Here is a 26,017-nt window from a genome sequence, read left to right on the forward strand (position 1 = left end):
TACAACGACGAACCGCTGTGTTAAAATAAGGCTTGGATAGAAGGGAGCGGATACAAAGTGGCACGTACTGACAGAGATTTCACATCAATTTCCGGCCAACTTGAGCAATGGACGACTATCAGCCAAAATCCTCCATTGAGTGAATTAGAGGCACTTCGACTTATCAATGATTGGCAACAAGGAGTCATTGATATACCGGATTTTTATAAAGCAGTTGTTTATATGATCGTTGTCTTTCACCGTTTAAAACGGAACCAGGAAGATGACCACATTGTCGATTTTCTTCTGAAAGAAACCGATGAATTTACTGAGAAGCCGGAAGCCTTTCAGGATTTGAAAAATATCAAAACGTATTTGAATTTTTATTCCGATTTAGAAAAACTTCCCTTGGCGGACTGGGCTATCAGGGAAACTGACTTCGATCCTGCTAAATTGAAAAAAATACGTGAACTGGCACATGAGATAGAGGGATTTTTGGAAACAACCCATTTGACTAAGGGAGAAAACGACGACAAACCCCTTCCGCAAATAAGTTCGCAAATCATCGAGCGTTTAAATCAATTATCGGAAATGCTGAAAGATACAGGAAATGCAATTGAAAATAAAAAAACTGGACTCCCGGTTCAACAATTGAACCAGCAAGTAAAAGACATTGTAGAACGAAGATCGGAACTGTCATCGCTTTTTCCTGAAGCGTTTAAAAGAGATAAACAAGAGAATCCCTTGAAATTGCTGGATGAACTGACTGGAATGAAGGAAATCAAACAATATATTCATCAATTTTATCATTATTTAAAGTACCAAAAAGAACGAAAAGAGCTTGGATTCCATATGGTGGATGAACCCGGACTCCATATGATCATCAGCGGAAATCCCGGAACGGGTAAAACAACGATCGCCAGACTGCTGGCCGCTATCTATCATGAACTTGGACTGCTGGAAACAAACCAGGTAACCGAGGTGAACCGTTCCCATCTTGTTGGTTCTTACGTCGGACAGAGCGAAGAGAACACTGTCAATTATGTTCGACAGGCGGTAGGCGGAATATTATTTATTGACGAGGCATACAGCTTGAAACGGGATGGGCAGAGCGGGAATGATTATGGACAGGCAGTTATCGACACGTTGGTATCCAGTATGACCAGTAAAGAATATGCGGACAGGTTTGCCGTAATCCTTGCCGGTTATCCAGAGGAGATGCGACAATTTCTTTGGGCAAATCCCGGTTTGCGCAGCCGTTTTCCCGAACCAAACCATATTACACTTCCTGACTTTAAAACCGGCGAATTACTGCAAATCGCCGAGAAAACAGCATTAAATAACGATTACTTTTTTACAGAAAAAGCGTTGCATAAATTTGAAGGTTTAATAGAAAAATCCAGAGTAGATGAAACGTTTGGTAATGCCAGAACAGTCAGAGACTTGGTACTAAAGGCTATTTTTCAAAAAGGGGCATATAAACAGCATGCATCAGAAGATAACTGGCTGGATCATATGAGAATTGACGAGGAGGATTTGGAAGAGTTAAACGAATCAACGGAAGATCAAAATCCTATGGAGCGTCTAGATGAACTTATAGGATTGGAAAACGTGAAACAAGAAGTGAAAAAGTTATCCTCTTTCGTCAGGATCCAACAACAAAGAAAACTACAGGGGCTTCCTACCGTCCCGATTCAATTACATGCTGTTTTTTCAGGGAATCCCGGCACTGGTAAAACCACCGTCGCCAATATCTATTCCCGAATATTGAATGAATGTGGCTTGTTGAAAAGGGGGCATCTGGTCGTTGCTTCACGAAGCGATCTGGTCGCTGGATTTGTCGGTCAAACTTCCATTAAAACAAAGCAAAAAGTCAGGGAGGCCCTTGGCGGTGTATTGTTTATCGATGAGGCATACAGTTTATATCGCGGGGAAAAAGATTTTGGCAAAGAAGCAATTGACACCCTTGTAGACGAAATGACTAAGCACAACGAAAATTTAGTAGTGATTCTGGCAGGATATAGCAGAGAAATGGAACAGTTTATTTCCAGCAATCCAGGGCTAGAATCCCGTTTCAAAAAGTATTTTCACTTTCCGGATTATCGATCCGAGGATTTAATGAAAATTACCCGAGCACACCTTCAGGATTACCACTATATTTTGGAGGAAGACGCTGCCCGATACTTGAACGAGCAATACCAGGAACATGAAATGGATGGAAATGCAAGGTTTGCGGTCAATTTAGTTGATGAAGCTGTTCAGTTTCAGGCCCTTCGGATTATGGAAGAACAACCCGAAAACATTGAGGTGGACCAACGTTTGACAAAAGAAGACTTTGCCCAAGCATGGAGCACGATTAGGGGGAAAAGACCGTGAAAATAGCAAAAACACCGATTAAGGTAAGGTACCAGGAAACGGATCAAATGGGAGTGGTCTACCACGCCAATTATCTCGTTTGGTTTGAAATTGGAAGGACTTCATTTATCGAAGAGCTAGGATTTAAATATCATGAGATGGAGAATTTAGGTGTCGTATCCCCGGTGGTAGATGCCGATTTGTCATTCAAACAACCGATTCGTTATGGTCAAGACGCGTTTGTTGATACTTGGATAAAAGAATACGATGGATTGAGGGTTTCATACGGTTATCGGATTTATAATCAAGAAGGCAGCACAGCAGTCACAGGTTCCACCAGGCATGTTGTGGTGAAAAAGGATTCTTTCCGTCCGGTTTCCATAAGGAAATTTCTTCCGGATTGGCATCAAGCATATTTGGATGCCATGAAAGGAGAATGATTGAATGGCTTTTGGGCTGAAAAGGGAAGAGCTTAATCAATGGAAAATGGAGGTCGAAAATGGAAAAGTAGCTTTTCTTACCCACTATTGGTTAGACTCCAGATTCCCTGGTTGTGATACTGTTACGAAAGCAGGATGCAATGATTTAGATAAATTGATTAAATGGGGAAATCAGTATGGACTTGATCCGAAATGGATACATCATGATGATAAATATCCGCATTATGATTTATTCGGTGAAAGACAGAAACATATATTGATTGCCGAAAAGCAATGGAGTCAGTTGGACAGATTCGGTATATAAAAGTGCGATTTCAACCAAAAACCAAACCCCGCCGGTTTGGTTTTTGGTTTATCAAGGCAAAAATGATTTTATTAACAGAAAATAAAACCACTCAATGGCCATAAAAATGGAAGCCCCCCAAAGTATTTAATACCCTGTTGGTTGTGCTGTCCTTCTGACATGGAGCGGCCCAATCCACCTCGATCACTTGTAATTAAATTGTGGCTCCTCGGCTTCCTGTTCGATTTCGACTTCAAGGTCCGCTCCGTCGAAATACCAAGAATCATCCTCTTCGACAAAAAAGTGAATGCCATTCACCTTGGAATCAACTGTCGGATTTTCCGGCTCTTCTCTTGTCACGCCAAGTGAGAACCCAGGCTGATGACCACCCATCCCTCCATAGCGGACAAAAAAACGTACATATTCATTTTCCTCTAAGTCTAATTCCTCGGCATACCATTGTGCTGCTGTCTCTGAAATTTGCAAGTCCATCCTCTACACTCCTTTCGATTCTCTTATCCATTGTATTAACGAATCTACTTGTCCTAAAACGTCCTATCCGACTTTCGAAATTTGCAGAAATATGTAGAAATGGAAAGGTGTTTTTTATATAAAAGAAGAATTATGAAGGGGAGTATTTTATTTTTTTGTTTTTTACTGCCTCGCACTAGTGCTTTTGCTTGTCTGTCCGTTACGCTAAAGTTCAAAAGAAGGAGAGGGTGAGACCAATTTTTGATTTGTCAGTTCTGCAATGGCTGATTGTGATTTTTTGTGCAATTTTCATTGGATTTGCTAAGGCAGGAATCCCGAGTCTGGGAATATTGGTGGTTACGGTCATGATGTTCGTCTTTCCTGCCAAGCAATCTGTCGGTATTCTGGTACCAATGCTGATCATAGGAGATATATTTGCTGTTACTTACTATCGCAAGAATGTCGTTTGGAAATACTTGATTTCTTTACTTCCATGGGTAGTAATGGGCATCGTGGCCGGCTACTTCGTCTTGGATCATATAAGCAGCAGTCAACTTAAACCAATGATTGGGATCCTTGTTCTTTTCATGGTTCTATTACATGCCTTTCGCAGTAAAATGGGGGAAAAGTTCAATCAGTTACTACCCGAATCCAGCTGGTTTACAGTTTTTATGGGAATACTAGGCGGCTTCACAACCATGATGGGGAATGCGGCAGGCGGAGTGATGGCTGTCTATTTATTGGTGAAAGGATTGCCTAAACATGAATTCATTGGAACAGGGGCTTGGTTCTTCCTATGTGTAAATCTCATTAAAGTTCCCTTTTATATATCCTTAGGATTGATCACCGTGAATACTGTATTGTTCAATTTATGGATGATGACAGCGATCATCATCGGCGCTTTTCTTGGTGTCTATCTATTGAGGTTAATTCCGCAGAAGACATTTCAATTTCTTACTTTAAGCTTTGCCGCACTCGGAGCTGTTAAATTGTTGTTTTAGTTGATTTTCGAAAATGGTTTAAAGGAGTAATTAAATTTATGGAGCATTTCCAAAACGATAGGAACGACAGTAAGGTTTTTCATGTAAAGAAAGTAGGAGACGGAAAGCCTGTTGTATTTTTACCCGCGGCTGGATTTTCCGGACTCGAAGGAATGAATATTGCAGAGAGGCTCAGACCAGCCTTCCAGACCCATCTAGTCGACCTTCCCGGTTATGGACAAAGTGAAGGCATTAACAAAAAATGTACAACCCAAAGATTGGCAGACTGGTTGAAAGAATACCTTGACCAAGAAAAAATAGATTGTGCTGACATTGTTGCGCACTCTTTGGGCGGAGCGATCGCTTTGTCCCTGTCTGTTCATTATCCTGAAAGGGTAAAGCAGCTTATTCTATTGGATTCGGGCCATAAGCCTTATCCGAGAATTCCTTTTCAAGAATTTGGTCCCTTTGCCCTTTTGTTTCCTTTATTGAATGTAGGTTATCATCTTTTCGGCATTTCGTTCATGGCAAGATTGGCCGGGTTATTTTCCGGCAACAGCGCTGAGTCGGAAAACAAGGAAGAGGAAATCGAGCGTTTTTGTCATACAGTTGGAATTGATAACAGTGTTTATGTCCAGGAAGCACTGCGCCATCCTCCAAAAATGACTGCTTCGGGTATGAATCTTTTATTCGGTTATTATAATATGAACCTTCCTGAGCTTGTCAAGAAGCTGGAGCTGCCGACTTATCTAATTTATGGCACATTTGCAGACCGTGATAAGAAACAGTATAGGCTGACCAAAAAAAGTATAGAAAGATTGCAGCACCACAAACAACTCCCTGTAGAGTATTTGCCGGTGAACAGTGGACACTATGTACATTGGAGTAGTGAGGAGGTTGTCGATAAATTGGCTCGTATTTTAGACCAACCTTCAAATAGGGAAGATAAAGGAAATCAAAGAATGTTGTATGGGTCAAACTAGGGGGCATTAATCGGAATCGTATTCTTACATAGTTCCTAAATTGGAACATTTGAGCAGGAAGGAAAAAAGAATTTTTATATCACTCGTTACCTTCATAACGAGAGAATAAAAAAAGGCTGTTTTTTTTGGAGGCCACTGAAAAACTGAAGGTCTTTGAAAAGTAGAATGAAAAAAAGCGGTCTGTATGGAATTTAATTTCCATACAGACCGCTTTTTATCTAATTTCAAGTGATTTGTGCCCTCTATTCCTTCATTCGTTTAACGATTCGTTTCACATTAGCTGTGAAAATCGGCCATCGCACCTTGCATGCGCATGCCTTCGAGACCCAAAGATGTGAATATCACTCCACCACCATTTGACAGAGAACCCTTCAGTTTTTGGATGGACTTGAGTAATTTGCCTGGCTGGTTTCGGGTGGGAGAGTGTCAGGCGGTGCGGTACCATGAATATATGCTGGAGCAGGCTGCAGTTGAGGGTTTTGTCCCATCGCTTGTGGACGTGATACATATTCAAAGGAACCTTGGCCGTCCATGCTTTCTCCTTTCGCCCATCTGCCGTTCGAACTTTGTTCACCCTCCGAGAAGTTCATGAACGCATAAGAAACCTCTTGTTTTTCAAGTTCTTGCGGAAAGGTGCTCGGTACAATAGCTTTTTGATTGGCTTCCAATTCTTCAATAGCGGCCATCCATTGATTTTGATGCATTGTGTCTCTTGCGATTAAAAAGGAAAGCATATCTCTTACTCCAGGATCTGTCGTCGATTCATAAAGGCGGACGACCTGAAGGCGGCCCTGTGACTCTGCGTTCAAGTTGGCCCGGAAATCGGCAAGAAGGTTGCCGCTTGCTATTGTGTAACGCGAATTCCACGGATAACCGACGCTGTCTGTCGGAGTGGCTCCCAAGCCGGAAACAATTACATGCTGGGGATTCATACCTCCCAGTACTGCCTCGACAGCAGGATTTTTAGCTGCCGCCTCCTCTTGCTCTTTTGCTGGAGCACCGTCTAACAATTGAGCAATCATGGTTGCAATCATTTCAACATGTGCTATCTCCTCGGTTCCTATGTCGAGCAGCATATCTTTGTATTTTTGTTCTGCCCGACAATTCCAACCTTGAAACAAATATTGCATCATCACCGTTATTTCCCCGAATTGGCCACCGAGAATTTCCTGGAGCTTTTTGGCGTAAACGGGATCTGGGCTGGTCGGTTTTGCATTGTATTGCAATTCTTTTCTATGAGTAAACAACACTATCCCTCCATTCAGGTTTAACGTTATTATCCTTCACCTATTCAGAAATATTCCGGAATGAATAGTGACCAGGAAAAATGCATAATCAAAAAAGCAAAACCCGAACGGAGTATGTAAATCAACTCCGTTCGGGTTTTATTTTGGTCGAGATGCTTTTATCCCGGGCACTATCTTCGTTCATCGCTTTTTTTCTCGGGAACCGGATCAATTCCTCCCGGATGGAAAGGGTGACATTTCAACAACCTTTTGATGGTCAAAAGTCCACCTTTTAAAACTCCGAATCGTTGCAATGATTCTAATCCATATTGTGAACAAGTCGGATAAAACCTGCAAGTCGGAGGCTTCAGTGGACTAATTATTTTTTGATATAGCTTAATGAAAAGAATAAACAATCTACTCATCTGCGTTTCCTACGCTTCTTGATTTTTGTCATAGGATAACGAAGCTACCGCATCATGTAAATGGATTGATTCTTCATTTCGGCAAGAAACCTTGAATTTTTCTACAAACGGAAGCTCGTACAAGTCGGCAGCAACCAAACGGACGATATCTTCCACAAAACGCGGGTTTTCATATGCCTGTTCTGTCACCATTTTTTCATCAGGACGCTTAAGCACAGGATGAATCCTTGCGCTTGCATTGCTTTCGGCAGCTTCCAACAACGCTTCCTTCCAATCTGTTTCCTTCTCATCAAAATCTTGAGAAAGGACTGCAGTCATTTCCACTGTACCACGTTGGTTATGCGCGCTATACTCGCTTATTTCTTTTGAGCAAGGGCAAAGGGTCGTGATGGTTCCTGACAGAGTGACCTCGATTTGATGGCCCTTGTCCTGATCGTAAGTCACTTTGATGGCTGCATCGGCATGATTTAAGCCGGCCAACCCTGAGGAAGGCCCTTTTCGTTCAAAAAACCATGGAAAACCAACTTCCATTTGGGCATCCTTTTGTTTCAATCTGACGGCTAAATCCTTCGTAAACCTTTTTAAGGTGTCGATATCGATTGTATAACCATTTTGGTAATAGGCGTCAAGCTGTTCTGTAAATCGGCTCATATTCGTTCCTTTGCTATCTTTGTCAATACGGGAAGTAAAACGGAACGTACCAATGGTCGTTTGGTTATTTGGTGCTAAATGGCTTGTTATGTTTATCGGATTTTTAACGTTGGCGATGCCAACAGCGTCAATATCGAATAAAAAATCTTTTTTAGAATTTTGAAGATCTGCCATTTTTTCTTTATCGACAGGCTTTGTTTTCGGACCAGGGGCGACAGATCCGAATAATTTATGACGTTCAGCCTTGCTTGGCAATGTTTTCTTATTTTTAAGTTCTGTATTGTTCATAGCAGTGGCTCCTTTCAACCATTCAACTAATAAAAGTATAGTAAATGATAATTTATTATTCAATTTTTCAGCTTGTAAGCAAATTAATTTAAAAATTTTTATCAAGATGTAATGATTATAAAGTAAGAGGTTGAAATACAAGGGAAAAGGACCCGGCTGGAGCCTGATCCTTTGCATTTTCACATCCAGGTGATTTTGGGTTCTGTTTTATTGATGATCCGCTTAATGTTGGCTCGATGACGGTAAAAAACAAAGATAGTCATCAATGAAGTCACAATTAACAAACCGGTTTCCTGGAAAATGATAGTGAGCACAACTGTGACAATACCGGTGATCATGGAAGATAACGATACATATTTCGTTAAGAACAGACTTAAAAAGAAAGTTGCCAGCATGATGATGAACAACAGCGGGTTTACTCCGAGAATCACACCTCCGGAAGTAGCCACTGCTTTTCCGCCTTTAAACTTCGCAAACACCGGATACATGTGGCCAAAGACCGCAAACATACCAATGATCAATGCATTGACATCAGCATTGAGAACTTGGGGAAGAATAACCGCCAAGGTCCCTTTGAGAATATCGGAAGCCGTCACGAGCAAACCAGCTTTGAAACCAAGGACCCGAAAAGAGTTGGTGCCTCCAAGATTGCCGCTTCCATGTTCACGGATATCGATTTTAAATCCGAGCTTTCCGACGATTAATCCGAAAGGAATTGATCCGATAAGATATGCAATAACTGCAAAAATAATATAACCCATTTGCAAAACTCCTTTTTAACAATGCACAGCTTGTAATTTCATTTTATCATGAAGGGGAAACAGTTACATCAGAAACTTTACCTTTTGTTCCAAGAAGGGTGTTAGCGGGACTCTGTCTCAAGGTTTCAAAGCTACTTTCGGGACAGTACTCCCAACAAATTTTGTCGGAGGTGAATAATGTATTGCGCTTTTGCTGGCAGGATACAAACTATAATTGTTTTCAATTGTATCTGCCAGGGTAAAGGAAAATAATCCAAAAATTTAACAAGGGAGAATAACATGATTCAATTTGATAATGTTTCCAAAATTTATCCTGACGGCACTACTGCAGTTGAAAAGTTGAACTTGACTGTTGAAGAAGGGGAATTACTCACCTTGATCGGTCCAAGCGGCTGTGGAAAAACGACAACGATGAAGATGATCAACCGACTGATTGAACCGTCTACAGGGACGATAAGCATACATAACAAAAATATAAGTGACTATAATATTCATGAACTCCGTTGGAATATTGGGTATGTGCTTCAAGAAATAGCACTTTTTCCACACTTGACGATCGAAGAGAATATTATGATCGTGCCCGAAATGAAAAAATGGGGAAAACAAGAAATTCGGCACAGGGTAGATGAATTGATGGAAATGGTCGGCCTTGATCCGGATAACTTCAAAAAAAGAAGGCCGCATGAATTATCAGGCGGCCAACAACAGCGTGTCGGGGTTTTAAGAGCTTTGGCAGCCGACCCGGACATCCTGTTGATGGATGAACCGTTTAGCGCTCTTGACCCTATCACAAGAGAGCAGCTGCAAAGCGACATCCGCTCCCTCCAAAAGGAAATCAAAAAGACCATTGTTTTCGTCACTCATGATATCGATGAAGCGATGGCTCTCGGTGATCGAGTTTGCTTAATGAAAAATGGCGAAATTGTACAAGTTGATAAGCCGCAGAAGTTGATTCTCGAGCCACGTACTGATTTTGTGAGAAATTTTATTGGTGAAAAGAAATCACCATGGCAGACTGCTGTGGACGTAATTATGGATCAATCCAAAACCAGGATGATTTCCCGTTTGCAATATGAGCGGAAAAACTTCAACCCTAATGGCGTTTATATTATTGTAGATGAAGAAAATCAGTACATAGGAACGTACAAAGATGGTCAAAAAATGGAACATCCCGAGCTGCCCAATGACATGCAGTTGGTGCAGACAACGGAAATATTTCTCCGGAATGAAATCGACATATTGCCTGTCGTCCAGGACAACCGAGTAATCGGTACATTGTCTTACGGAGACATCGTCCATTATTTGGACAGCAAAACGAAAGTGGAAAACGGGGTGATTCATCAATGAATCATTTTTTGGATGTTTTCCAGTCACGCCAAACCATGTTATGGGAAAAAGTTTGGGAGCATTTACAAATCTCTATTATTTCCTTGTTGATTGCGGTAGTAGTAGCGGTGCCGCTCGGTATTGCACTCACCAGATCGAAAAGGCTGGCTGAGCCGATTATCGGCATCACTGCTGTTCTGCAAACCATCCCGAGCCTGGCAGTACTCGCATTTCTCATTCCGTTTTTAGGAATAGGAAGACAGCCGGCGATTGTGGCATTGATAGCCTATGGCCTTTTACCGATTTTACGAAATACATATACCGGGATAAAAGAAGTTGACCCTGCACTGAAAGAAGCAGCTACCGGTATGGGGATGAATACATTTCGCCGACTCTCGAAAGTCGAGCTGCCTTTGGCCATGCCGGTCATTATGGCGGGGATACGGACTTCGATGGTATTGATAGTGGGAACAACGACGATTGCCGCTCTCATCGGTGCAGGAGGCCTTGGAGAGCTCATATTGCTGGGAATCGACCGGGGCGGTGAGATCAATTTGATCTTACTTGGGGCTATTCCGGCTGCATTGTTAGCAGTAATACTGGATTTTATTTTAAGAATAGTAGAAAGGGCTTCTGTTAAGGCAGGTTTCCGTTCCTTGGCAGCAGTGCTTTTGGCTGCAATTTTAATCATTGTCGGTCCCTTTTTGGCAAATACGCAACAACAAACCGATTTAGTAATTGGAGGAAAATTGAACGCGGAGCCTTCCATCTTGATCAATATGTATAAAATCCTTATCGAAGAAGAGACGGATTTGAACGTGGAACTGGAAGAAGGGCTTGGTAAAACGGCATTTGTATTCAGTGCTCTGCAGGAAGGCAGTATTGATATCTATCCTGAATTCACGGGTACTGCCATTGTTACCCATCTTGAAGAACAGGCAGAGAGCAATGACGCCAGGGAAGTCTATGAACAGGCGAAAGAAGGGATGCTGGAACGGTACGACATGGCATTCTTGGAACCGATGGCATATAACAATACGTACACTCTGGCGACTACCCGGGAATTTGCGGAAGGGAATGATCTGCAAACGATAAGTGATCTGAAATCCATTGATGATGAAATCACTGCTGGATTCACGCTGGAATTCAATGATAGAGAAGATGGCTATCAAGGCATTCGTGAATTGTATGGAATTGAATTTGGCGAAGTCAGGACCATGGAGCCGGGCATCCGTCAGGGAGCTATCGAAGATGGCCAAGTAGATTTGATCGATGCCTATTCGACAGATAGCTATATGGTGGAATTGGATTTAATCGCTTTGGAAGATGATAAAAATTTGTTCCCTCCATACCAAGGCGCTCCATTGATGAGACAGGAAACGCTTGATCGTTATCCAGAGCTCGAAGACATTCTAAACCAGCTCGCCGGTAAGATTACGGATGAGCAAATGAGGGAAATGAATTACCAAGTGGATTATGAGGAGAAGAGTTACGAGGAAGTGGCAAGAAATTACCTTCAGGATGAGGGATTAATCGACTAGAGAAAGGAGAAAAAATATGGCATACCAAGCGCCAGGTAAACAGGAAATGAGAAGTATACTGGAGGAAGCGGAAACCATTGCAGTAGTCGGTCTTTCCGACAAGCCGGAAAGGACCTCTTATCAGATTGCCAAAGCTATGCAGGAAGCTGGTTACAAGATTATCCCTGTCAATCCGGAAATTGACGAAACACTGGGCGAAAAAGCATACGATACACTTGCCGAAGTGGAGGAAGACATCGATATAATCAATGTTTTTCGTCGTTCTGAATTTCTATACAGTGTTGCAGAGCAGGCTGTTGAAACAAATGCCGATGTTTTTTGGGCACAGCAAGGCATTTTTGATGAAAAAGTATATGAATTTTTAAAAGAGAAAAATTTCACCGTTATCATGGATATGTGCATCAAGGTGGCCCATTCCATAACGATTGGAAAATAAACGTTGATTAAATCCCCCTTTTTTAGGGGGATTTTTTAATCTTCACAAGTTGAAAAATGACACTTGATTTGAATTCGACTTCCTGTCTTCCTACATGTATTGTTTAGGATAACGTGTTCCCTCTCTGAGGAAAAAAATTTCTCGGAAGCTGCTCTGTCCCATGGGTATGCATTTTCCGTTCTGATAGATTTCTGAAGAAAGGTGAAGCTATACTACAACATGTCTAACATCCCGCCCTCCTGATCCAGGTGAGAACCCCCTTCTAGCAGTAGCGGAACACGGAGAAGGCCGAAGACACCGGACGATGGGTCTGCATCTCCCTGTAAGGCTCCGCAGCGGGATTCCTCGGTCCAAGGAGGCGTGTTCAAGTAGAACCCTGAGTGAGGCCGTACCCATGGAAAGGGCGAAGTGTGCTGCTGCAGCGGATATATATTGACCTATCCATCATCACAATAAAAGAGTTAGTTATCAGTTTCTTTCAAATCCGTATATATTTGTTGAACAATATCTTTTTTTAATGCTGCCAGGGAGCTTCACTTTGTTGGACATTTCACCTGTATCAGTACGCCAGGGATTGACTTTGTCGCTACTTTTTCCTTAGGATATAAAAGAGTATGGAGGGTGATTTTCCCCTTGGCGGTTTGCGAATTTGGAAAAAAAGGCTAAAATAAGAAAAGCGCTTAAAATTTCTTCGGAAGCGAGACGATCCAGAAAATCGGACCAGGGCCGTTTTCTAAGCAATTCTTTACAGTGGCAAACATTTGTTCTATTATAATGCAAAGAGAGTAGTTGAAAGGAGCCGGTGTTCGATTGGTAAAAGAATCAATGCAATACTCGGATGAATCCATACAAGTCTTAGAGGGGTTGGAGGCTGTCAGAAAAAGACCGGGAATGTACATTGGAAGTACCGATTCCCGCGGCCTTCATCATCTCGTCTATGAAATCGTCGACAATTCTGTCGACGAAGTGCTGGCGGGCTATGGAGAGCAAATCCGGGTAACCATACATCAAGACAATAGTATTTCTGTGGAAGATAAAGGGAGAGGGATGCCGACCGGTATGCATAAAACCGGGAGACCTACGCCCGAAGTCATTTTCACTGTTTTGCACGCTGGAGGAAAATTCGGCCAGGGTGGATATAAAACAAGTGGCGGACTGCATGGTGTGGGAGCTTCGGTGGTCAATGCGTTGTCGGAGTGGCTGGAAGTGACGATATATAGAGACGGCAATATTTATACCCAGCGCTTTGAAAACGGAGGTGTGCCTGTTACTTCCCTGGAGAAAAAAGGGACGACACGAAAAACAGGAACCACCATTCATTTCAAGCCAGACCCTACTGTGTTCACTTCGACGACCTATCAATTCGAAATGCTTTCAGAACGACTGCGTGAAGCAGCCTTTCTGCTAAAAGGTCTCCAAATAGATATTATCGACAAGCGCAGCGGGGAACAGGAATCCTATCAATATCCTGATGGCTTGGAATCATTTGTGGCTTATTTGAATGAAGAAAAAGATACTTTGCATCCGGTAGTGTCATTTGAAGGGGAGCAGCAGGAGATAGAAATTGATTTTGCTTTCCAATTCAATGATGGATATGCCGAAAGCATGCTGTCATTCGTCAACAATGTACGCACAAAGGATGGCGGCACACATGAGTCAGGTGCAAGAACAGCTATAACCCGGGTGGTAAACGAGTATGCTCGCAAAAACAACCTGTTAAAAGAAAAAGACAAAAATCTTGAAGGAAACGATATAAGAGAAGGCTTCACCGCCATTGTTTCGGTACGAATACCGGAGGACAAGCTGCAATTTGAAGGGCAGACAAAAGGAAAGCTGGGGACGGCCGAAGCCAGGTCCGCCGTTGATTCGGTTGTTTCAGAGAAGCTCTCCTACTTCCTGGAGGAGAACGCGGATATAGCAGGAATGTTGATTAAAAAAGCCATCCGTGCCAAAGAGGCGAGAGAAGCAGCCCGGAAGGCAAGGGAAGAAGCGAGAACCGGAAAAAAGAAAAAACGGAAAGATGCCCTGTTAAGCGGGAAATTGACGCCTGCTCAGTCTAAGAACGCTGCTAAAAATGAGTTGTACTTAGTTGAGGGAGACTCTGCAGGAGGATCGGCGAAGCAGGGTAGAGACCGTAAATTCCAAGCAGTATTGCCTTTGCGCGGAAAAGTCATCAATACTGAGAAAGCGAAACTTGAAGATGTCTTTAAAAATGAGGAAATTTCTACAATTATTCATACCATTGGCGCAGGGGTTGGCGGCGATTTCAATTTAGAAGATGTGCAATATGATAAAATTGTGATTATGACAGATGCAGATACAGACGGTGCTCATATTCAGGTACTCCTTCTGACATTTTTCTATCGATACATGCGACCGCTGATTGAAGCAGGAAAAGTTTATATTGCACTGCCTCCGCTTTATAAGATTTCCAAGGGGAAAGGCAAAAAGGAAACCGTCCGATATGCCTGGAATGAAGAGGAAATGAAAGTGGCGGCAAAAGAATTGAAAAACGGATATATTTTGCAAAGATATAAAGGACTCGGTGAAATGAATGCCGACCAGCTATGGGAAACGACGATGAACCCAGAAACCAGAACGTTGATCCGAGTCACGATCGAAGACTTGACCAGAGCGGAACGAAGGGTGACAACCCTGATGGGGGACAAAGTCGAACCGCGGCGCAAATGGATCGAGTCCCATGTCGAATTTGGATTAGAAGAAGAAACGAATATATTGGAAAACGAAAATATTCACACGTAAAACCAGTCGTTTGAAACGGGGGGAGCCTACTTGGCTGAAACAGAACAATATTTAGATTTACCCTTGGAAGATGTTATCGGGGACCGGTTTGGAAGGTATAGCAAATATATCATCCAGGATCGGGCACTTCCTGATGCCAGAGATGGATTGAAACCTGTACAAAGAAGAATTCTTTATGCCATGCATGAAGAACGGAACACCCATGACAAACCGTTCCGTAAATCCGCAAAAACGGTAGGAACGGTGATTGGTAACTATCATCCGCACGGAGACAGCTCTGTGTATGAAGCAATGGTAAGATTAAGCCAGGAGTGGAAGGTACGCAATTTATTGGTGGAAATGCATGGGAACAATGGGAGTGTCGATGGCGACCCACCTGCAGCAATGCGTTACACAGAAGCCCGCCTGTCGAGCATTGCGTCTGAGTTAATAAGAGGCATCGAAAAAGAGACGGTTGATTTTGTTCCTAATTTCGATGACACCATCAATGAACCGGTTGTATTGCCGGCAAAGTTTCCGAATTTGCTTGTCAATGGTTCAACCGGTATTTCCTCTGGTTATGCCACCGAGATACCACCGCATAATCTCGGAGAAATTATTGATGCTGTCATCCGCAAAATTGACAAACCTTCTGTCACGTTGGATGAATTGATGCAAGTAATCAAAGGGCCGGATTTCCCGACTGGTGGAATCATCCAGGGTGTAGAGGGATTGAAGAAGGCCTATGAAACAGGTAAAGGAAAAGTTATCGTTCGCGGCCGGGCAACTATCGAAAAGCTTCGGACCAGCCGCGAACAAATAGTAATCGATGAGATTCCATACGAAGTTAACAAAGCAAGTTTGGTTAAACGGATGGATGAACTGCGAATCGACAAAAAAGTCGAGGGGATCGCCGAAGTTCGAGATGAAACGGACCGAACCGGTCTTCGGATCGTGGTCGAGTTGAAAAAGGACGCCGATAGCGAAGGAATCCTGCACTATTTATATAAAAACACTGATTTACAAATTTCTTACCATTTCAACATGGTGGCAATCAAGGATAAAACCCCAAAGCAGTTAAATCTGCAAATGATGCTGGAAGCTTATATTGATCATCAAAAAGATGTGGTGACCAGGCAGTCACAGTTTGACTTGCGAAAAGCCAACGAACGTTCGCATATTGTCGAAGGTTTGATTAAAGCAATTTCCATTCTTGATGAGTTGATTGCTACGATCCGGGCCTCTAAAGACAAGCAGGACGCCAAAGCACGTATCAAGCAAGCATATGATTTTTCAGAAGCACAAGCAGAAGCAATTGTGAACTTGCAGCTTTATCGGCTGACCAATACAGATATCACATCATTGGAGAAAGAAGCTGATGAGCTGAGGGCCAGGATCAAAGAACTGGAAGAAATCCTGGGGAACGAGAAGAAACTATTAAAAGTCATCAAAGATGATTTAAAAAGCTTGAAAAAGAAATATACAGAGCCAAGACGAACAGTTATTCAGCAAGAGATCGAAGAATTGAAGATTAATTTGGAAGTGATGGTAGCCAGCGAGGATGTGCTTGTGTCCGTTACCAAAGAAGGTTATATCAAACGGACAAGTCTCCGTTCTTATGCCGCTTCGAATGGAGAGGATCTGGCAATCAAAGATGATGACCATCTCATCGCCCTGCAGGAAATCAACACGACAGACAAATTACTGGTATTTACGAACAAAGGCAGGTATTTGTATTTGCCTGTCCACGAGTTGCCTGATATCCGCTGGAAAGATCTTGGCCAGCATATATCCAATATCGTATCCATTCAAAAAGATGAAACTCTTGTCAAAGCAATACCTGTCCGGGATTTCAATACCAATCAATATCTGGTATTTTTCACGAAAAACGGTATGGTCAAACGCAGTGAGCTAAAGTTATATGAGGCACAACGTTATTCTAAGGCACTGGTTGCGGTTAATCTTAAAAAAGAAGACTCGGTACAAAGCGTCCATCTTACGGATGGCAATGCTAGCATTTTTGTTGCTTCGAACAAAGGATATGGACTCTGGTTTGAAGAACAAGATGTTTCACCAGTTGGCCAGCGTGCTGCGGGTGTTAAAGCGATGCAGTTGAAAGATGGGGAAATCGTTGTCGGGGGGGAAGTATTCACACCAGCTTCCGATCCCAACATTGTTTTATTGACACAAAGAGGCGCTTGCAAGCGAATGAAGTTGTCTGAATTCGAACCGGCCGGCAGGGCGAAAAGAGGCTCGGTGATGCTTCGTGAATTAAAGAAAAAGCCGCATCGCATTACCGGTTTTTATCTTGTGGAAGACAACGAAGAGCTCCAGTTTAAGACAGCGAATGGTTCAATCCAGTCCGTATTGCCGCTCGACCTGCCTAAAAGCGACCGGTACAGCAATGGTTCTTATGTCGTTGATTCGGACGAAAAAGGAGAAGTTGTAGAAGTTTGGCCATCTACCAACTATCAACAGCCATTCACCGAGTTAGATAAACCATAAAAAGATTATGTAAACTAATTGGTGCAATGGAACATTATATTTCCAAAAGTGGATTATCATTATTGCGTCATCGTCATGAAAAGATAAAAGAACTTGCAAAGAAATATAAATCAGATAATGGTTATGGGAGGACTGTCTTACAAGTAAGAATACTTGTAAGACAGTCCTTTTGCAGCTTCAAAGGTTCCTTATAAATGGTAATTGTATTTTTACCGATTTATGATAAAATGCTAATTATGAGGGGATGTCGTATGCCTCACCTGTTTATGTGCCGTTTCAGCGGCAACTCCTCCTCATCATTACCTCACCATAGATTAACATACCACCATTTTTTTTCATCATTTTAGTAAGCGCTTTCAAAAACAAGAAGAAACAAGGTTCACCTGATTATTGAAAAAGGGGGAAACTGGATGGATTTTGACCTAACAGAAGAACAACAAATGACACAAAAAATGGTTCGGGACTTTGCCCAGTCAGTCATAGCTCCCAGAGCAGAAGAAATCGACACTTCTGCTGCTTTTCCAGAGGATGTATTTGACGAATTAGGAAAATTGGGCCTCATGGGAATTCCTTTTCCTGAAAAGTATGGCGGGGCAGGCGGAGACACTATCACTTACACACTTGCGGTAGAGGAAATCGGAAGGGTATGCGGCAGTACTGGTTTAAGTTATGCAGCAGCAGTATCTCTGGGTGCCAGTCCAATTTTTTACTTTGGCACCGAACAACAAAAAGAGAAATACTTACCCCCTCTTGCGGCTGGTAAAAAACTAGGCTCGTTTGGATTGACAGAACCCGATGCAGGGTCTGATGCAGGCGGGACATCGACGACCGCTAAATTATCGGGTGACAGCTATATCATCAATGGAGAGAAATGCTTTATTACCAATGCTTCTTACGCCAGTACGATAATTGTGACAGCGGTGACAGGAAAGGATAAAAAAGGGAAAAATATCATCTCTGCTTTCATCGTTCCGGCAAACACCCCGGGAGTCACCATCACGAGCAACTATCAAAAGCTGGGCGTCCGCGGTTCCAATACAGCAGCGATTGTTTTGGAGGATGTGGAAATTCCAGCCGATCATTTATTGGGCGATCCAGAAAAAGGGTTTAAACAATTCTTATACACATTGGACGGCGGGAGGATTTCGATTGCAGCCTTGTCATTGGGAATTGCACAGGCATCCTTGGACAAAGCACTTGATTATGCTAAGCAGCGAAAACAATTCGGAAAACTGATTTCATCTTTTCAGGCAATCCAATTCAAGTTGGCAGATATGGCGATGGAAATAGAACTTGCAAGAGGAATGGTGCGCAAAGCGGCATGGTTGAAAGATCATAACCGTTCTTTTGCCAAGGAAGCCGCTTTTGCCAAACTGTTTGCCAGTGAAACTGCAACACGGGCGGCGAACCAGGCTATCCAAATACTTGGAGGATATGGATACATGCAGGAATATCAGGTAGAACGTTATCTTCGTGACGCAAAATTGATGGAAATCGGGGAGGGGACTTCGGAAATACAGCGCCTTGTAATTGCGCGACAGCTGGGTTGCTAAGCAAATCGTCATTAGGGAGGTCAAATATGTTCCATAAAATATTGATTGCAAATCGCGGAGAAATTGCAGCCAGAATCATCAAATCCTGCAAAAAATTAGGGATTAAAACAGTTGCGGTGTACTCTGAAGCAGACAGGCAAGGGGAATTTGTCCAAATGGCCGATGAAAGTTACTATATCGGACCATCTCCCGTCAGTAAAAGCTATATGAACATAGATCGTGTGCTGGAAGCTGCAAATCAGTCAGGCGCGGAAGCAGTACATCCCGGTTATGGGTTGTTGAGCGAGCAATCTGTTTTTGCTGAGAGGTGTGAAAAGGAGGGTCTGATTTTTATCGGTCCGAAGTCCTCCGTTATCGAAAAAATGGGCAGTAAGGTGATGGCCAGACAAACCATGCAGGCTGCTGGCATTCCGATTATTCCAGGAAGCAGCGCCCCTGTTGCCAGTGTTGAAGAAGCTGCCGCGATTGCCGGGGAAATTGGTTATCCCGTGATGATCAAAGCGTCAGCAGGTGGCGGTGGTATAGGAATGGTCTTGGCAGATAATGAAGAAACGCTGAAGGCAAAGTTCGCAGATACCAGCAAGCGGGCTTCCATGCTATTCGGAGATGGGACGATGTTCGTAGAAAAGGTTATCGACAAAGCGAGACATATAGAAGTCCAGCTGTTGGCAGATTCTTTTGGCAATGTTGTTCATTTATTTGAAAGGGAATGCTCCATCCAGCGCCGTCATCAGAAAGTTATTGAAGAAGCTCCTTCGCCTTCGGTTCAATCAGCTGTCAGGGAAGAATTGGGGAACGCGGCGATACAAGCAGCACGTGCAATCGGTTATGAAAACGCAGGGACCATTGAGTTTTTGATGGACGAATCCCAAAATTTTTATTTTCTTGAAATGAATACACGTCTTCAGGTGGAGCATCCGGTTACGGAAGAAGTAACTGGAGTGGATATCGTCGAGGAACAAATTAAAATTGCAGCCGGAAAAAGGCTTGACTTCAGTCAGGATAAATTGAAAATCTTGGGTCACGCTATCGAAACGAGAATTTATGCAGAGGACCCAAATACTTTTTATCCGTCTCCAGGACGGATCAGCAGCATGGAAGTGCCAAAAGGAAAAGGAATCAGACATGAATTGGCTGTTACAGGCGGTACGGAGGTGACCCCTTTTTACGACCCCTTGATCGGTAAACTGGTGATATCGGCACCTTCGAGAAGAGATGCTATACGGAGGTTGAAGGAAGCACTGGACCAGTACCGTGTAGAGGGTATAAAAACCAACATTCCAACATTAAAGGAAATCGTTTGTCATGCTCAATTTGAAAAAGGAAATACACTGACGAGTTTCATAGATGACTATTATCTTCATAATCGTAAAACAAAGGAGAAAAGCAAATGACAGAAATTCATGCAGCAATGGCAGGAAGTGTATGGAAAATAATCGCCGAAAAAGGAAAAACGATTAAATCGGGGGAGGATATCGCCATACTTGAATCGATGAAAATGGAAATCCCTATTTCCAGTACAACAGATGGCATCCTGAAAGAGTGGAAAGTCGCTGAGGGAGATTTTGTCGATGATGGAGATGTAATCGCTGTCATCGAATGAAAGAAAAATTCAGGAGGTTGGGTTGATGAGTGTTGTGCCCAAGAAAATAAACGTAAAGGAAGTGGGCCCGCGCGACGGTCTGCAGAACGAAAAGCTTCTGTTACCGACTGAAGACAAAATCAGTTGGATCAATGCTTTGTCCCGTACTGGTTTATCTTATATTGAAATAACCTCATTTGTTCATCCGGATTGGATTCCCCAGTTAAAAGATGCACAGGAGGTGGCTGATGGGATCAATCGCCATCCAGGTGTTACTTATGCTGCATTGGTTCCCAACCAAAGGGGGCTGGAACGGGCATTGTCGGCTGGAATCGATGAAGTGTCTGTATTTATGTCAGTAAGCGAAAGTCATAATCGGAAAAACATCAACAAATCCATTGAAGAGACCTTTCCAGTATTGCAAGACGTGGTGGACACCGCCAAATGCGAGCGAAAAAAAGTCCGGGCCTACTTGTCGACAGTTTTCGGTTGTCCTTATCAAGGCCGGGTGGAAATACAGGATGTAATGAGAATTTGCGACCGTTTGTTTACTATGGGAATCGATGAGCTATCTTTGGGGGATACGATTGGGATTGCCAATCCAAAACAAGTAGATGAATTGCTTGCAAAATTGCTGCCCCGTTTCAGGGAGGGAACCATCGCTTTACATTTTCACAATACTCGAGGGATGGCATTAGCCAATGTCTGGTCTGCCTTACAGCACGGAGTTGCGACATTCGATGCTTCTTTGGGTGGCCTGGGTGGCTGCCCTTATGCCAAGGGAGCATCCGGCAATTTAGCGACGGACGATTTGGTGTTCATGCTTGAACAAATGGGTATCAATACTGGCGTTGACGAAGCAAGGTTACAGAATGCTGCAGCCTTCATTGAAAAGCGTCTCGGAAAAACGCTTCCAAGCCAGCAAAGGCGACTGCAAACTGCCACGCAGGGAGGTGATTCGTTTGTCAGATGATTTGATAACCCTCCAAAAACGAAATGAACGAATAGCAATGCTTGTAATTAACAGGCCGAGAGCGGCTAATGCTTTTTCCAGGGAATTACTCCATCGTTTTAATGAGGTCCTGACCAAGGTGGAAAGCGATCCTGCTATACGCTGTTTATTAATATCTGGCGCTGGACAGAAAGCTTTTTGTGCTGGAGCCGACCTGAAAGAAAGGAGTCGAATGACAGAAAGTCAAACAAAAGAAACGGTCGATTTAATCGGCAGCACCACCCAGAGAGTGAGTGAACTTCCGATTCCGACCCTTGCGGTTATGAACGGAGCCGCATTTGGAGGAGGCTTGGAACTTGCCCTTGCATGTGATCTGAGAATTTCTGCTTCACACAGTAAAATGGCTTTGACCGAAACCTCCCTTGGTATCATTCCAGGAGCAGGCGGTACCCAGAGGCTAAGCCGTCTGGTAGGACTGTCCAAAGCTAAAGAACTGATATTCACGGCAAGACCAATTACAGCTGAAAGTGCAGAACGGATCGGATTGGTCGATTATGTTTATCCATCGGAAGAATTAATGACGAAGGCGGAACAGTTAGCTGAACAGATTTCCCAAAATGCGCCAGTCGCTTTAAAACAAGCCAAATTAGCAATCAACAAAGGTTTCGAGATGGGACTAGCTGAAGGGCTGGCATTTGAAGGGCAATGTTACCAGCAAACCATCAACACAAAGGATCGCCTGGAAGGACTTAAAGCCTTTAAAGAAAAACGCTCTGCTGTTTTTACCGGAGAATAGAGAATTGGAGGAATGATCATGCAAACGCACAAGGCAGAAAAAAGCTCTTCACATCAAGCCCGGATCAAAGAAGGCGGGGAAGAAAAATATCATCAAAAAAACACTGCAAAGGGCAAGCTATTTGTGAGAGATCGTCTAAAAGAACTGTTTGACGACGATATGGAATTGGAAGACGGCTTGTTTGCCAATTGCCTTGACCACACACTGCCCGCAGACGGGGTGGTTACCGGCATCGGCAGGATCCACGGCAACACGGTATGCGTCATGGCCAATGATTCTACAGTCAAGGCGGGGTCATGGGGGGCGAAGACGGTTGAAAAGATCGTAAGAATACAAGAAACTGCCGCAAAGTTGAATGTGCCGATGCTTTATTTGGTAGATTCCGCCGGAGCCAGGATAACCGATCAGGTCGAAATGTTTCCCGGTAGACGAGGTGCAGGCAGAATTTTTCATAATCAAATCAAGCTTTCCGGAAGGGTTCCGCAGATTTGTTTATTATTTGGACCATCAGCCGCAGGAGGTGCATACATACCGGCTTTTTGTGATATCGTCGTCATGGTCGCCGGAAATGCTTCCATGTATTTGGGATCGCCGCGAATGGCAGAAAAGGTGATCGGCGAAAAAGTGACCTTGGAAGAGATGGGCGGTGCTGCTATGCATTGTACAGTATCCGGGTGTGGGGATGTGTTAGCTGATTCTGAAAAGGAAGCAATCGAATTTGCCAGGGATTATCTTCGCTATTTCCCGGAAAACTATCAGGGCCAGCCCCCAAAAACAGAGGCGCTCCCACCGAAAACAAGTGAAAAAACCATCGGTCAGTTGATTCCGGAAAATCAAAATGCCCCGTTTGATATGTATGAATTAATCGATCACATCATCGATGAAGATTCCTTTTGTGAAATCAAGCGGCTGTTCGCAACAGAGTTGATAACCGGTTTCGCCAGAATGGATGGGGAGGCGATCGGGATAATTGCCAACCAGCCGAAAAGTAAAGGCGGTGTATTATTTCCTGACTCTGCAGATAAAGCGGCGAAATTCATCCAACTTTGTGATGCCTTCCATATCCCTTTGCTATTTTTGGCTGACATTCCAGGTTTTATGATAGGAACCAAAGTGGAAAGGGCGGGAATAATCAGACATGGTGCAAAAATGCTTGCTGCGATGAGTGAAGCGACAGTACCCAAAATATCAGTCGTCATACGGAAAGCATATGGCGCGGGATTATACGCCATGGCAGGTCCTGCGTTTGAACCGGATTGTACGTTGGCTTTGCCCAGTGCACAAATTGCAGTCATGGGGCCTGAAGCTGCTGTCAATGCGGTCTATGCCAACAAGATTGCAGAACTCCCGGAAGATGAGCGGTTATCTTTTATCCGCGATAAGCAGGAGGAATATAAGAAAAATATCGATATTTACCGACTGGCCTCCGAAATGGTTGTCGATGCTGTGATTGAACCGGATAGATTAAGAAGAGAACTTATTACAAGATTTGCTTTTTATCGAAGTAAAAGACTGCAGTTCACTGAACGGAAACATGGTGTATATCCAGTTTGAGGAATAAGGAAAAAGGCACTCCCCCTTCGTATCAAATTCTGATGGGGGAGTGCTTTTTTACGAAACAAACACTGGTCTACGCATCCATTCTTGTAACCTTCGATTCATCCTCCAGGAGCAATAGTATTTTCAAAACTGATTTCAAGTTTGCTCTCAAAAAGCAAAGCTGGCGGGGAAGCACAGTTTTATTCCTTTTTTCGAAGTGCAGCTATTTCTTCCAGGATGTCTGGATTAACGAGAGCGCTCAGGTCACCACTGGACTGACCGAGAAACGCTGTTTTCAAAGCACGCCGCATCACTTTGGCGTTACGCGTTTTCGGTAAATCGGAAAGAAAGTAAAGCTGCTTGGGAGCCAGCGCTTTGCCTAAGCGATTTTTCAGATGGGTGAGTATTTCTTCTTTTTTTTGTTCGGTCGGTTCCATGTAACTGTGTACTACCACGAATGCAGCAGCGGTTTCTCCCTTCAGTTCATCGGGCAATCCTATCACTCCGGCTTCAGCAACCGCAGGATGACTTACTAAACAAGATTCTATCTCAGTAGGTCCGATTCTTTTTCCAGCAATATTCAAGGTATCATCCGACCGGCCGGTTATATTGAAATAGCCATCTTCATTTTTAATCACCCAGTCTCCATGAACCCAAGTGTCTTTCCACCGGTTCCAGTAAGTCGCTTCATACCGATTGTCATCCTTGTAAAATCCCTTTGTCATCCCCACCCAAGGCTGTTGCAATACAAGCTCTCCAACTTCTCCGGTTACTGACAGTCCTTCCTGGTTGAAAACATTTGCGGCCATACCAGGGAGCGGCGCATTGAAATTAGCGGGTTGAATCGGTTTTACCAACACATTCCCCAAAATACCACCGGATGTTTCTGTTCCGCCTGAATAGTTAAAAATGGGGATTTTTTTATTTCCGATATCCTCGAAAAGCCAAGTCCATGGTTTTTCGTTCCAAGGCTCGCCAGTAGAAGCGAATAATCGCAGACTACTTAATACATATGGTTCGGCGGGCGTTGTCCCGTACTGCATTAAGCTGCGGATTAAAGTAGGAGAAACACCTAAATGGCTTAACTGGAGCTCTTCCGTCAGTTGCCAGAGTCGATCGGGTCCTGGATAATCTGGTGTACCTTCAAACAAGACGATCGCTGCCCGGTTCAACAATCCTCCATAAACCAAGAACGGACCCATCATCCATCCCATATCGGTAAGCCAAAATAATTTATCATCCGGTCTGACGTCCATACAAATTCCCGCATCGAATGCTGCTTTTATCGGAAATCCTGCATGGGTGTGTACTGTTCCTTTCGGTTTCCCGGTTGTACCAGAAGTATAAATAATCATGAAGGGTTCAGAACTGTCCATTATATCAGCTTTGAATTCCCTCCTATTTTGGGTAATGGTTTCCCAGGCCACGTCTCTGCTTGTTATCCAGGATGCCGTACCGCCGATTCTTTCCACTACGATCACTTTCTCAAGTGAGTTGGATTGATCGGCTGCTTTATCTGCTTCCTGTTTCATATTTACTACTTTTCCTCGTCGGTAGTAACCGTCTGCAGTAATTAAAAATTTTGCACCAGAAGCTTCGAGTCGCGCCGATACAGCATCTGCCATATAACCGGAAAAAGCAGGTGTGAATACAGCTCCGATTTTCGAAATCGCCAGCATTGCAATTACCGTTTCTGGAATCATCGGCATATATAAAAAAATGACGTCTCCATGCTTTGCCCCTAGTTGTTTTAGTCCGTTCGCTGCTGCATTTGCTGCCACATTCAACTGCTCATATGTATAGACCTTTTTTTCTTGATCGTCCCCTTCCCAGATGAGTGCCGTTCGGTGACGGGTCGATGGGTCGTCCGCCCACTTTTCAACAGCATTATATGCGACATTTACCTTTCCTCCCACAAACCAATCGGGATACTGGACCCCTTTTGATAAATCAAGAGTGACGCTAGGGGTGGAAAACCAGGAAATATCCAGTTCTTTTACAGCCTCCCGCCAAAACCAGTCGATTTTTTTTATTGATTCTTGATGAAAAGAATCATAATCGGTAAATCCAAGCCTCTGCATCCAATTCCCAAGCCGGGACTTTTGCAGAATATCTTTTGATGGAATCCATGCCGCCTTTGTCGTATTTGCCAAATCAACCGCCCCCTAAATGTAAGTGCTTACATAAAACATTATACATGAAC

General features: G+C 43.4%; 22 protein-coding genes. 16 read left to right on the plus strand and 6 right to left on the minus strand.

Features of this window, described 5'->3' with window-relative positions:
• Positions 1 to 57 precede the first annotated feature (57 nt).
• Genes ABVF09_RS10170 through ABVF09_RS10180 form a run of 3 tightly spaced genes read left to right on the plus strand, consistent with a single transcriptional unit; the run spans position 58 to position 3,078 of the window.
• On the plus strand, positions 58 to 2,355 hold the full coding sequence (locus tag ABVF09_RS10170; protein ID WP_051382031.1) for an AAA family ATPase: 2,298 nt from the start codon (positions 58 to 60) through the stop codon (positions 2,353 to 2,355).
• A complete protein-coding gene (locus ABVF09_RS10175) occupies positions 2,352 to 2,774 on the plus strand; it encodes an acyl-CoA thioesterase (RefSeq protein ID WP_026570260.1) in 423 nt (140 codons plus the stop codon). Before ABVF09_RS10170 ends, ABVF09_RS10175 begins: the two co-directional genes overlap by 4 nt.
• Positions 2,775 to 2,778: 4 nt before the next feature.
• Positions 2,779 to 3,078 (plus strand): hypothetical protein, encoded by a 300-nt coding sequence (locus ABVF09_RS10180; RefSeq protein ID WP_026570259.1) that lies wholly within the window; start codon positions 2,779 to 2,781, stop codon positions 3,076 to 3,078.
• A 183-nt stretch (positions 3,079 to 3,261) separates the two neighbouring features.
• Here ABVF09_RS10180 and ABVF09_RS10185 read toward each other — a convergent pair whose 3' ends face one another.
• On the minus strand, positions 3,262 to 3,549 hold the full coding sequence (locus tag ABVF09_RS10185) for a HesB/YadR/YfhF family protein (protein WP_026570258.1): 288 nt from the start codon (positions 3,547 to 3,549) through the stop codon (positions 3,262 to 3,264).
• 227 nt (positions 3,550 to 3,776) lie between these two features.
• On the opposite strand from ABVF09_RS10185, the gene ABVF09_RS10190 reads away from it, so the two are divergent.
• Positions 3,777 to 4,529, plus strand: coding sequence for a TSUP family transporter (locus ABVF09_RS10190; RefSeq protein ID WP_035426719.1), 753 nt, complete (start codon positions 3,777 to 3,779; stop codon positions 4,527 to 4,529).
• A 38-nt stretch (positions 4,530 to 4,567) separates the two neighbouring features.
• The gene (locus ABVF09_RS10195; protein WP_081704515.1) at positions 4,568 to 5,491 is read left to right on the plus strand and encodes an alpha/beta hydrolase; all 924 of its coding nucleotides are present in this window, start codon (positions 4,568 to 4,570) and stop codon (positions 5,489 to 5,491) included.
• A gap of 371 nt (positions 5,492 to 5,862) precedes the next feature.
• Here ABVF09_RS10195 and ABVF09_RS10200 read toward each other — a convergent pair whose 3' ends face one another.
• The 4 genes from ABVF09_RS10200 to plsY form a co-directional block, all read right to left on the minus strand.
• Positions 5,863 to 6,738 (minus strand): manganese catalase, encoded by an 876-nt coding sequence (locus ABVF09_RS10200; protein ID WP_026570256.1) that lies wholly within the window; start codon positions 6,736 to 6,738, stop codon positions 5,863 to 5,865.
• 170 nt (positions 6,739 to 6,908) lie between these two features.
• Entirely contained in the window at positions 6,909 to 7,142 is a 234-nt protein-coding gene (gene yidD, locus ABVF09_RS10205) for a membrane protein insertion efficiency factor YidD (RefSeq protein ID WP_081704514.1), read from the minus strand.
• A gap of 9 nt (positions 7,143 to 7,151) precedes the next feature.
• The gene (gene folE2, locus ABVF09_RS10210) at positions 7,152 to 8,081 is read right to left on the minus strand and encodes a GTP cyclohydrolase FolE2 (RefSeq protein WP_026771313.1); all 930 of its coding nucleotides are present in this window, start codon (positions 8,079 to 8,081) and stop codon (positions 7,152 to 7,154) included.
• A 179-nt stretch (positions 8,082 to 8,260) separates the two neighbouring features.
• Positions 8,261 to 8,842, minus strand: a complete 582-nt coding sequence (plsY, locus tag ABVF09_RS10215) for a glycerol-3-phosphate 1-O-acyltransferase PlsY (protein ID WP_026570253.1) — start codon at positions 8,840 to 8,842, stop codon at positions 8,261 to 8,263.
• A 279-nt stretch (positions 8,843 to 9,121) separates the two neighbouring features.
• On the opposite strand from plsY, the gene ABVF09_RS10220 reads away from it, so the two are divergent.
• The 11 genes from ABVF09_RS10220 to ABVF09_RS10270 all read left to right on the plus strand — a co-directional run bounded on the left by ABVF09_RS10220 (position 9,122) and on the right by ABVF09_RS10270 (position 23,829).
• The gene (locus tag ABVF09_RS10220; RefSeq protein WP_026771312.1) at positions 9,122 to 10,189 is read left to right on the plus strand and encodes an ABC transporter ATP-binding protein; all 1,068 of its coding nucleotides are present in this window, start codon (positions 9,122 to 9,124) and stop codon (positions 10,187 to 10,189) included.
• Positions 10,186 to 11,709, plus strand: a complete 1,524-nt coding sequence (locus ABVF09_RS10225) for an ABC transporter permease/substrate-binding protein (RefSeq protein WP_153462617.1) — start codon at positions 10,186 to 10,188, stop codon at positions 11,707 to 11,709. Before ABVF09_RS10220 ends, ABVF09_RS10225 begins: the two co-directional genes overlap by 4 nt.
• A gap of 16 nt (positions 11,710 to 11,725) precedes the next feature.
• Entirely contained in the window at positions 11,726 to 12,145 is a 420-nt protein-coding gene (locus tag ABVF09_RS10230) for a CoA-binding protein (protein ID WP_026771311.1), read from the plus strand.
• Between the two features lie 825 nt (positions 12,146 to 12,970).
• Positions 12,971 to 14,908 (plus strand): DNA topoisomerase IV subunit B, encoded by a 1,938-nt coding sequence (parE, locus tag ABVF09_RS10235; protein ID WP_035426810.1) that lies wholly within the window; start codon positions 12,971 to 12,973, stop codon positions 14,906 to 14,908.
• Between the two features lie 30 nt (positions 14,909 to 14,938).
• Entirely contained in the window at positions 14,939 to 17,392 is a 2,454-nt protein-coding gene (gene parC / locus ABVF09_RS10240) for a DNA topoisomerase IV subunit A (protein WP_026771310.1), read from the plus strand.
• A 410-nt stretch (positions 17,393 to 17,802) separates the two neighbouring features.
• A complete protein-coding gene (locus ABVF09_RS10245) occupies positions 17,803 to 18,945 on the plus strand; it encodes an acyl-CoA dehydrogenase family protein (protein ID WP_371069152.1) in 1,143 nt (380 codons plus the stop codon).
• A 26-nt stretch (positions 18,946 to 18,971) separates the two neighbouring features.
• Entirely contained in the window at positions 18,972 to 20,339 is a 1,368-nt protein-coding gene (locus ABVF09_RS10250; RefSeq protein ID WP_026771308.1) for an acetyl-CoA carboxylase biotin carboxylase subunit, read from the plus strand.
• Positions 20,336 to 20,548: an acetyl-CoA carboxylase biotin carboxyl carrier protein subunit gene (locus tag ABVF09_RS10255; RefSeq protein WP_026570245.1), complete on the plus strand. Its 213-nt coding sequence runs from the start codon at positions 20,336 to 20,338 to the stop codon at positions 20,546 to 20,548. Before ABVF09_RS10250 ends, ABVF09_RS10255 begins: the two co-directional genes overlap by 4 nt.
• Before the next feature lie 25 nt (positions 20,549 to 20,573).
• A complete protein-coding gene (locus tag ABVF09_RS10260; RefSeq protein WP_153462619.1) occupies positions 20,574 to 21,500 on the plus strand; it encodes a hydroxymethylglutaryl-CoA lyase in 927 nt (308 codons plus the stop codon).
• Positions 21,490 to 22,275 carry an enoyl-CoA hydratase-related protein gene (locus ABVF09_RS10265; RefSeq protein ID WP_268744586.1) on the plus strand — a complete coding sequence of 262 codons (786 nt, stop codon included), beginning with the start codon at positions 21,490 to 21,492 and terminating at the stop codon, positions 22,273 to 22,275. Before ABVF09_RS10260 ends, ABVF09_RS10265 begins: the two co-directional genes overlap by 11 nt.
• Positions 22,276 to 22,293: 18 nt before the next feature.
• Positions 22,294 to 23,829, plus strand: a complete 1,536-nt coding sequence (locus ABVF09_RS10270; RefSeq protein ID WP_371069153.1) for an acyl-CoA carboxylase subunit beta — start codon at positions 22,294 to 22,296, stop codon at positions 23,827 to 23,829.
• A 185-nt stretch (positions 23,830 to 24,014) separates the two neighbouring features.
• Here ABVF09_RS10270 and ABVF09_RS10275 read toward each other — a convergent pair whose 3' ends face one another.
• Entirely contained in the window at positions 24,015 to 25,967 is a 1,953-nt protein-coding gene (locus ABVF09_RS10275) for an AMP-binding protein (RefSeq protein ID WP_371069154.1), read from the minus strand.
• Positions 25,968 to 26,017 lie beyond the last annotated feature (50 nt).

Origin of the sequence: Sediminibacillus sp. JSM 1682029, assembly GCF_041366435.1 — a bacterium.
GTDB lineage: Bacteria > Bacillota > Bacilli > Bacillales > Amphibacillaceae > Sediminibacillus > Sediminibacillus terrae.

Excerpts from the sequence above, each read along its gene's own strand:
- ABVF09_RS10180 (WP_026570259.1), top strand. The coding sequence starts at position 2,779 with ATGGCTTTTGGGCTGAAAAGGGAAGAGCTTAATCAATGGAAAATGGAG.
- ABVF09_RS10185 (WP_026570258.1), bottom strand. The coding sequence starts at position 3,549 with ATGGACTTGCAAATTTCAGAGACAGCAGCACAATGGTATGCCGAGGAA.
- ABVF09_RS10195 (WP_081704515.1), top strand. The coding sequence starts at position 4,568 with ATGGAGCATTTCCAAAACGATAGGAACGACAGTAAGGTTTTTCATGTA.
- yidD (WP_081704514.1), bottom strand. The coding sequence starts at position 7,142 with ATGAGTAGATTGTTTATTCTTTTCATTAAGCTATATCAAAAAATAATT.
- folE2 (WP_026771313.1), bottom strand. The coding sequence starts at position 8,081 with ATGAACAATACAGAACTTAAAAATAAGAAAACATTGCCAAGCAAGGCT.
- plsY (WP_026570253.1), bottom strand. The coding sequence starts at position 8,842 with ATGGGTTATATTATTTTTGCAGTTATTGCATATCTTATCGGATCAATT.
- ABVF09_RS10220 (WP_026771312.1), top strand. The coding sequence starts at position 9,122 with ATGATTCAATTTGATAATGTTTCCAAAATTTATCCTGACGGCACTACT.
- ABVF09_RS10225 (WP_153462617.1), top strand. The coding sequence starts at position 10,186 with ATGAATCATTTTTTGGATGTTTTCCAGTCACGCCAAACCATGTTATGG.
- ABVF09_RS10230 (WP_026771311.1), top strand. The coding sequence starts at position 11,726 with ATGGCATACCAAGCGCCAGGTAAACAGGAAATGAGAAGTATACTGGAG.
- parE (WP_035426810.1), top strand. The coding sequence starts at position 12,971 with ATGCAATACTCGGATGAATCCATACAAGTCTTAGAGGGGTTGGAGGCT.
- ABVF09_RS10245 (WP_371069152.1), top strand. The coding sequence starts at position 17,803 with ATGGATTTTGACCTAACAGAAGAACAACAAATGACACAAAAAATGGTT.
- ABVF09_RS10250 (WP_026771308.1), top strand. The coding sequence starts at position 18,972 with ATGTTCCATAAAATATTGATTGCAAATCGCGGAGAAATTGCAGCCAGA.
- ABVF09_RS10255 (WP_026570245.1), top strand. The coding sequence starts at position 20,336 with ATGACAGAAATTCATGCAGCAATGGCAGGAAGTGTATGGAAAATAATC.
- ABVF09_RS10260 (WP_153462619.1), top strand. The coding sequence starts at position 20,574 with ATGAGTGTTGTGCCCAAGAAAATAAACGTAAAGGAAGTGGGCCCGCGC.
- ABVF09_RS10270 (WP_371069153.1), top strand. The coding sequence starts at position 22,294 with ATGCAAACGCACAAGGCAGAAAAAAGCTCTTCACATCAAGCCCGGATC.